This is a genomic window from Dyella sp. (assembly GCF_051962475.1).
Classification (GTDB): Bacteria; Pseudomonadota; Gammaproteobacteria; order Xanthomonadales; family Rhodanobacteraceae; genus Dyella_A.
In genome coordinates, this window is the sequence record NZ_JBQCCF010000025.1 from 1 (window position 1) to 7012 (window position 7012).

The 7012-nt window shown below is 66.7% G+C and carries 4 protein-coding genes and 1 pseudogene; 4 read left to right on the forward strand and 1 reads right to left on the reverse strand.

Features of this window, described 5'->3' with window-relative positions:
* From ACTHJF_RS05490 to ACTHJF_RS05505, 4 genes and pseudogenes are all read left to right on the forward strand, one after another.
* Positions 1-2151: pseudogene (locus tag ACTHJF_RS05490) on the forward strand (methylmalonyl-CoA mutase family protein); the annotation flags it as partial.
* 272 nt (positions 2152-2423) lie between these two features.
* The gene (locus tag ACTHJF_RS05495) at positions 2424-2693 is read left to right on the forward strand and encodes a DUF2442 domain-containing protein (protein WP_440266229.1); all 270 of its coding nucleotides are present in this window, start codon (positions 2424-2426) and stop codon (positions 2691-2693) included.
* A 764-nt stretch (positions 2694-3457) separates the two neighbouring features.
* The gene (locus ACTHJF_RS05500) at positions 3458-3664 is read left to right on the forward strand and encodes a DUF6229 family protein (protein WP_440255491.1); all 207 of its coding nucleotides are present in this window, start codon (positions 3458-3460) and stop codon (positions 3662-3664) included.
* Positions 3665-3773: 109 nt separating this feature from the next.
* On the forward strand, positions 3774-6632 hold the full coding sequence (locus ACTHJF_RS05505; RefSeq protein WP_440266230.1) for a type 2 lanthipeptide synthetase LanM family protein: 2859 nt from the start codon (positions 3774-3776) through the stop codon (positions 6630-6632).
* A 40-nt stretch (positions 6633-6672) separates the two neighbouring features.
* On the opposite strand, the gene ACTHJF_RS05510 is transcribed toward ACTHJF_RS05505, so the two are convergent.
* A partial coding sequence (locus ACTHJF_RS05510; RefSeq protein WP_440266231.1) for an XVIPCD domain-containing protein occupies positions 6673-7012 on the reverse strand: 340 nt, incomplete at its 5' end.

Consider the following 7012-nt stretch of genomic DNA (forward strand, 5'->3'; position numbering starts at 1 on the left):
GGCGCCATCGTCCGCCAGGCCGAAGCCGCCAGCAAGGCGCAGCACTACTACGAATCGCTTAAAGAGTTGGGCGACGAAGCGCTGCCCAAGCCGCTGGACCGCTACCCGGTCGACAGCCTCAAGGCCGACGGCGACCGTACCCTGACCCTGCTGCGCCAGCGCTACAACGAAGCGGTGAAGGAACTCTCCGCCGAGTCCGTGCACCTGCTGCGCGACTGGCCGGCCCTGCGCGAATCGGTCACCAAGGACGTCAACGAATACCAGGTCCGCGGCAAGACCATCCGCGTGGAGAACTACCGCGAATCCCTGAGCCACCAGAAGATCCCGAAAGTCGCCCCGCCCAAGACGAACAACTGGGGCGACCAACTCCTCTTCCTCGGCAAGGAAAACCTCCCCGGCCACTACCCCTACACCGGCGGCGTCTACCCCTACCGCCGCACCGGCGAAGACCCCACCCGCATGTTCGCCGGCGAGGGCACCCCGGAGCGCACCAACCGCCGCTTCCACTACCTGAGCCAGGGCGGCGCCGCCACGCGCCTGTCCACCGCGTTCGACTCGGTCACCCTGTACGGCGAAGACCCGGCCCCGCGCCCGGACATCTACGGCAAGATCGGCAACTCCGGCGTCAACATCGCCACCCTGGACGACATGAAGAAGCTCTACTCCGGCTTCGACCTGTCCGCGCCGACCACTTCCGTCTCCATGACCATCAACGGCCCGGCGCCGATGATCCTCGCGATGTTCATGAACACCGCGATCGACCAGAACGTGGAGAAGTACCTCAAGGCCGACGCGTCCCGCTGGGCCGAGGCTGAGAAGCAGATCGCCAAGCTCTACGAAGGCCGCGAGCGCCCGCGCTATTCCGGTGACCTGCCCAAGGGCAACGATGGCTTAGGCCTAGGCCTGCTCGGCGTCACCGGCAACCAGCTCGTCGACGAGGAAACCTACGCACGCATCAAGGCCGAAACCCTCGCCGCCGTGCGCGGCACCGTGCAGGCCGACATCCTCAAGGAAGACCAGGCGCAGAACACCTGCATCTTCTCCACCGAATTCGCCCTGCGCATGATGGGCGACATCCAGCAGTACTTCGTCGAACACAAGGTCCGCAACTTCTACTCGGTGTCCATCTCCGGCTACCACATCGCCGAAGCCGGCGCGAACCCGATCAGCCAGCTCGCCTTTACGCTGTCGAACGGCTTCACCATCGTCGAGTACTACCTCGCGCGCGGGATGCACATCGACGACTTCGCGCCCAACCTGTCGTTCTTCTTCTCCAACGGCATGGACCCGGAGTACACCGTCATCGGCCGCGTCGCCCGCCGCATCTGGGCCCGCGCCATGCGCGAGCGCTACGGCGCCAGCGCTCGCAGCCAGATGATGAAGTACCACATCCAGACGAGTGGCCGATCCCTGCACGCGCAGGAGATCCAGTTCAACGACATCCGCACCACGCTGCAAGCTCTTTACGCACTCTTTGACAACTGCAACTCCCTGCACACCAACGCCTACGACGAGGCCATCACCACGCCCACCGAAGAGAGCGTGCGCCGCGCCGTGGCGATCCAGATGATCATCAACAAGGAGCTGGGCCTCAACTTCAACGAGAACCCCTGGCAGGGCAGCTATGTGGTGGAGGAACTCACCGACATCGTCGAAGAGGCCGTCTACAAGGAGTTCGAGGCGATCAGCGAGCGCGGCGGCGTGCTCGGCGCCATGGACACCATGTACCAGCGCGGCAAGATCAAGGAATAGAGCCTGTACTACGAGCACAAGAAGCACGACGGCAGCCTGCCGCTGATCGGCGTCAACACCTTCCTGCCCAAGGACCACGGCGGCGAGATCGCCACCGAGATCGAGCTGATCCGCTCCACCGAAGAAGAGAAGGGCCAGCAGATCGCCAACGTCAAAGCCTGGCAGATCGCCCGCAACGGCCTGGCCCCGCAGGGCGAGACCGACCTCACCCACGTGGCCGAAGACGCCACTGCGGCCGGCGAAAAGCACGACGGCCACGGCCTGCGCTACCTGCAGAACACCGCCCGCGAACGCCGCAATGTGTTCAACGCGCTGATGGAAGCGGTCAAGACCCACAGCCTCGGCCAGATCAGCCACGCGCTGTACGACGTGGGCGGCGAATACCGCCGCAACATGTAACTCCTACACCGTAGCGAGCTTGAACCCCTCGCGAGCGCGAACCCTGGTGAGCTTGAACCTGGTGAGCTTGAACCTGGCGAGCTTGAACCCTCTCCCCCGCTCGCGGGGGAGGGGGCAGGGTGAGGGGGCGCCTTTGTCCCGAAGTCGCAGCGACCGAGGCCATCGCTTGATCAGAGCAGCGTGAGCGCGCAAGCGCTGCAACCACTGCAACCACTCAAGCGCTGCAACCACTCAGCCGCTGCAACCGCTCAGCCGCATCCCGGGAGCCGACCATGATTAAGCTCAAAGCCGTGGAACCAAAAGGCGACTGTCGACTGCTGCTGCGGTTCTCCGACGGCACCGCGGGCACCTGTGATTTCGCCCCGTTCATCGAAGCCAATACCGAGATGACAGCTCCCCTTCGTGACCCACAGGCATTCGCGCAGTACTACGTCGAGCTTGGCGCTTTGGCGTGGCCCAATGGATTCGATCTCAGCGCCGAATCACTCCACCGGCAGCTGCAAGAAGCGGGTGATCTGCACCGGGACGCCGAGGCGGCCTGAGCGGCTGATGGCTACCTCCACCCGAAGAAAGGCCCGGCATCGCCGGGCCTTTTTCGTTCACAGCGGCATTGAAGGCTGCGCCACCTGCGCATCTGCCGACTCCATCAACGGCGTAGGTGCCCACGCGGCCAATCCGTGCTGTTCTGCGCCAGCAGCGAACGGATGTCGCCCCGCACGGCGGTGGCGTACGAGGCTCCTCGCTCGATCGCACCAGGTCGATCCGCTCCAGCCCCTCCTTGCGCGCCGGATGGGCTGCTGACGCCCCCTGCGCCTCCACTGATCCTTCCTTTGCTTGCGCCACAGACGGGCGGATTCGTGTGCTTTGTAGTCGGCCTTCGCCGGCCACGGCATTCCTTTCGAAGGGCGTGTATCGCCAATCGGGTTCATCAACCTGCAACGAAAACGCCGCCCCGTTGCACTGCGCTTGGCCAACGGCGTACGACGTTGTGCGGGGACGTTTTCGATAGCCACCAACCCGCAATAAATTGCGCAACACGCAGGTGCGCTGTACTCGATAGAGTGGACTACGGACGCAAATCACATTTGCACCTTTCATTCCGATTTGTCTTATTGACAAGCGATCCGGAGCGGCGCTTTTTATGTAATGCGGTGCTCGACACGGATGTCCCATCAACAGCAACTGCCGTGCGTGAGTTCCGCGAGCGACAAGCGTCAAGCGGAGCGGGTCAACCTGGGCAATCCAGGGTGGGCGCTACCGTAATTCGTCCGCATGATCATGGTTGATTATTCAAAAGGAGAAAGACATGCAACTGAATGACGAGATCGTTTCCGGTTGGCTCAGCGGTTCGGCGAGCTGCAGCGGCTACGACAACCCGGCAGGCCCGCTCTACATCGAGGGCCAGGGCGCCATCGAGGCGGCGCTGACCAACCCGGGCAACGGCCCGATGCTCACCGGAACACTGGTGGGCGGTACCACCTGCTCCCTCGCCAGGGGCTGCGCTTGCTGTTGATCTAAGGCTGTCGCCTGCGCGTGCGTACATCCTGGGAGAGTACGGCGAGCAGGCGACAACTTTTCCCATGTCGCGGGTTTCAACGGACTGAAAGGACTCCAGGCAAACGATGGCCGATATCACCGTTCCCGACGCTTTTCGCCCTGTCATCGATCACTTCATTCTCACCGCTCGCGCCGAACTGCTCGGCCTGATCGATCCTTTGTGCCCGGCGCTTGCGCACAATGAGCTCGCGCTGATCGACGCGGTCGGTACGCAGGCCTTGCGCAACAGTGCCTGGCTGCGGCTCAGTCGTCTCCTGCTGCTGGAGCTGCATGCGGCCAAGCTCGGCGGCATGCTCACTGCAGCGGACGATGCCGGCCGCTTCGCCCAGTTCATCGCGTGGGCCCAGACCCCGGCCTTCGCTGCCCATCTGGATGCGCGGTATCCGCCGCTGCGCCATCGCCTGCAGCGCCTGCTGCAGCAGCAAGCCACTGCGATAGCGCGGCTGGCAGCGCATCTCGCCAGCGACCGCCACGCGCTGACCGCGCTGCTCGGCCGGTCGGCCGGGCCACTGACCGCGCTGCACCTCGGCCAGGGCGATCTCCACGCGGGTGGCCAGACCGTCGCGATGCTCGAGCTGGAAGGCGGCAAGGTGATGTACAAGCCGCGCTCGCTGCGGGTCGACCAGGTGCTCGAAACCTTTCTCGCCGACGTGTTCGGCAACAGCGCCGATCGCGTCTACGTGCCGGGGGTCATCGACTGTGGCGATCATGGCTGGGCCGCGTTCGTGGAGCATCGCTACTGCGCGAGCGAAGACGAGCTGCGAACCTTCTATCGCGGTCTGGGCCACTGGCTGGCGGTGCTTCGCCTGCTCGGCGGCACCGACATCCATCTGGAAAACCTCATCGCGGCCGGTCCGGTGCCCGTGGTGATCGACGTGGAGAGCCTGTTCTCGCCGCCGCCGGCGTTTGCACCTTCGGGCTTCGGCGACGCCTACGACCTGGCCGCGGCGATGATCCGCGGCTCGGTGCTGCGCACCGGCATCGTGCCGTTCCGCACCTCGGCGGTCGGGCTTAACGGCGCGGATGTCTCCGCGGCCGGCGCCCTGCCGGGCGAGCAGCCACAGCTGCGTGCACCGATCATCGTCAACGAGGGCACCACCTCCGCCCGGCTCGAGATTGTCGAGGCCGACATGGCCACGGCGCAGAACCACCCCAGCCCCAAGCCCAAACTGTCGCTCTACTGGGATCACATCAGCGAAGGCTTTCTCGACGCCAGCCAGCGCCTGCACAAGCTCGACCGCGCCGGCCGGCTCGAACCGCTGCTGGCGCGCTTCGAGGGCTGCCCGGTACGCGACGTGCGCCGCGCCACCCTGGCCTACGTGGAGATCGGCCGCATGCTGTGGCACCCGGCCTCGCTGCACGACGAAGCGGCCGCCATCGAGCGCGCGCGTGACCTGTTCGAGCGCAATGCAGCCGTGGTGCCGGTCGCCCCATCGAAGCCGGAAGAGATCCAGGCCGAGATCGACGACCTTCGCTACGGCGATGTGCCGATCTTCGTCGCGCCCCTGGCGGCGTCGCAGATCGCGCTGGTGCTTGCCGACTGGCGCGCGATGCGGCTGGAGCTGGAAGAGCTCACCATCCGCAGCGCGCTGGTGGCCACCGATCTCAACCAGCGCATGCGCGATCGCGAGGAAGAACACAGCGGCCGCCTGTACGCCGCCCGCAACCCATTCACCGAGCAACTCGAGCCGCGCCGTCGCCGGCTCGCTGCCGCCGCGGTGGAGCGCCTGCTGCGGCTTGCCGTGCGCGGCAGCGACGGCTCGTTTACCTGGATCACGCCGGAGATCGGCCGCGCCGGGTGGCTGGTGCAGCCGGTGTGTGCCGATCTGTACTTTGGCCTGGGCGGGGTAGCGGTGGTGCTGGCCGGCTACGAGCACGAGGTCAGGCGCGGCCGCGCGCATGCGGTAGACGGGCTCGGCGAGGCGATTGCCGGCGCGCTGCAGGTGATGCAGGCGATGGAGGTGGGCGACAAGCCGCAAACCGTGGGCGGGTTCTCCGGCTACGGCGCGCAGATATGGACCTGGCTGAGCCTGTACGACGTGCAGGGCAAGCCCGAATGGCTCGCCCGCGCCGTATCGCGCGCCGAGGCGCTGGCGCAGGAGGGCTTCGAGGGCGATCGGCGCTTCGACATCATCGACGGCGCCGCCGGCGCCATCGTCCCGCTGCTTGGCCTGGCCGACGCCACCGGCGATGCGCGCTGGCGGCAACTGGCTGCGGCGGCGGCCAGGCACCTGGAGTCGACCGCCATCGTCGATGAGCGCGGCGCCCGCTGGCCGCTGGCCGGCGAGGTGGAGCCGGCGGGCGGCTTCGCGCATGGCTCGGCAGGCTTCGCCTGGGCGCTGGCGCGGCTGGTGCTGGAAGACGCCGGCGACGAAGCGGATAGGCAACGCTGGCGCACCCTGTCGGACCAGGCGTTCTATTTCCAGGATGCGCTCTACGACGAGGCCGAAGGCAACTGGCTGGACATTCGCGAGAACGCCGGCGACAACAGCTTCCACACCTGGTGCAACGGCAGCGTGGGCATCGGCCTGGCGGCCGCCGACCTGTACCAGCGCACGGGCGAGGCGCGCCACCTGCACAACCTGCGGCGGGCTTTCGTGGCGGCCAACCACAAGTGGGGCGCCAGCCACACGCTGTGCCATGGCGATCTTTCCCTGTGGGAGTTGCTGGTGCGCGCCTCCACGCTGGACCCGGCAGGCTGCACGCTCGATCGCGACCAGGCCACCGCACAGATCGTCTCCGCCATCGAGGAGCACGGCGGCATGGTGGGCGGGCTCACCCGCGCCGCCTTCACCCCGGGCCTGATGACCGGCCTGGCCGGCGCGGTGCACGGCCTCAGCCGCATGCACCCGGACTGCACCCTGGCCTCGCCGCTGCTGCTGGAGCGCATCGAGCAGGCCCGGACGATGGACCGCGCCGCCTAGGCAGAAAGAAGAAGGCCCGGCATGGCCGGGCCTTCGTGGTTCACCGCTGAGGCGAGGGCTGCGCTACCTGCACATCCGCCGATTGCATCAACGGCGTGGGCGCCTGCACGTTCTGCTTCGCCGGCGCCTGAAACTGCGACCAGTCCGTGCTGCTCTGCGCCAGCGGCGTGCGGATGCCGCTCACCACATCCACATCGGCAAACCGCCGCAGCGGCGAGTGCATGTCGCCCTGCACGGCGATGGCGCGCGAGGCATCCTTGCTCAATAGCACCTGGTCGATCCGCTCCAGCCCTTCCTTGCGTGCCGCCACGGCCAGCGCGCCGGAGAGGTTGTAGCTGCGGAAATCCGTGGCGCGCCCCTGCGCCTGGTCGAGCTGGCCG

What these genes read in the sequence shown, in the direction of transcription:
- ACTHJF_RS05495 (WP_440266229.1), top strand. Translation starts at nt 2,424, where the DNA reads ATGATTAAGCTCAAAGCCGTGGAACCAAAAGGCGACTGTCGACTGCTG.
- ACTHJF_RS05500 (WP_440255491.1), top strand. Translation starts at nt 3,458, where the DNA reads ATGCAACTGAATGACGAGATCGTTTCCGGTTGGCTCAGCGGTTCGGCG.
- ACTHJF_RS05505 (WP_440266230.1), top strand. Translation starts at nt 3,774, where the DNA reads ATGGCCGATATCACCGTTCCCGACGCTTTTCGCCCTGTCATCGATCAC.